Origin of the sequence: Catenibacterium sp. UBA627 (assembly GCF_002299355.1) — a bacterium.
Classification (GTDB): domain Bacteria; phylum Bacillota_I; class Bacilli_A; order Erysipelotrichales; family Coprobacillaceae; genus Catenibacterium; species Catenibacterium mitsuoka.
Map to the genome: position 1 here is coordinate 1 of NZ_DBPF01000067.1, position 1,269 is coordinate 1,269.

General features: G+C 28.8%; 1 protein-coding gene. It reads right to left on the reverse strand.

Annotated features, from left to right (window positions below):
- Window positions 1–116: 116 nt before the first annotated feature.
- Window positions 117–1,269, reverse strand: a 1,153-nt coding sequence (locus B2S90_RS04660) for an ATP-binding protein (RefSeq protein WP_349677203.1), incomplete at its 5' end; no start/stop codon positions are given.

A 1,269-nucleotide genomic window follows, 5' to 3' on the forward strand; every position in this document is an offset into this window, starting at 1 on the left:
AGGCGCTTAAAACTGATTAGATATAAAGATCTCAATATGATTTAATCGATATTTTCAGCTACACCATATAATTTGGCGCCTAAAAAATAGGCTGTCGCAAACCTCGTTGCTATAGCCTATTCTTCTAATAACCAATCAATTATATTGATCACTTTGATACCTTCATAGTTTCCTAGCGTATATCTATCTAAAGTAAGGATGATTTTTTCATAATTATCCTTAATTTGTTTTAAAGGACGAATTTCTCTATTGAATGTATTTTCGTCTACAAGTGATGCAGTGACTTGTATATAAGTATATACATCATTTCTTTTTGCGATAAAATCGACTTCTGTACGACCATTTCGTCCGATATTCACATTATATCTTCTTCTCAGTAGTTCTAGATAAACGATATTTTCAATTGTGAATCCTAAATCATAGAATTGCTTTGGAAGAATATAATTACGAATTCCTGGATCTACAATATAATATTTCTTATTCGACTTTAAGACTTCTTTACCTGAAACATCCATGACTTCTACTGGGTAATAAAGATAAGATTCACATAATGCTTCAACATAATTACTGATAGTATTAGGAGAAGTCGTTCTTTCGTTAGATTTGAAATAATTAGTAATACTACGTATAGAAACAGGACTTCCAACAACACTTGATAAATATTTGGATATAGCTTTAAGTAACGCAATATCAGTTACACTCTTTGAATTTTTTCTATTAATTCTTTCTTCAATATCCTTTACAATCACAGTATTGTAGATTCCTTCTAGATACATATCAATTTGTTCATTTAGTAATTGTATTTGATGGATATAAGGAAAACCACCTGTTTTTATATACTTTTGAAAAGCCTCTTCTTTATTTGTTTGTGGATTATAGACTTCTTTAAATGATAAAGGGAGAACAGGTATTTCAATATATCGACCACTTAAATAAGTAGCTAACTGACCAGAAAATATATATGAATTAGAACCTGTAATGTAGATATCTATATTCTCTTTTACGTGAAGGCTATCTACAACCTTTTCATAAGAAGGAACATTCTGTATTTCATCTAGAAAAATATACATCATCTTATTCTCTACTAATCTATCTTTAATGTATTGGTAGAGTTTTTTATAATCCTGTAGATCTTCATACTCAAGTTCTTCAAAGTTAATAGAAATAATCTGTGATGGATCAATCCCATTATTTAACAAATATTCTTGATACAATTTTAAAATTGTACTTTTTCCACAACGTCTAATTCCGGTAAGTACTTTTATAATA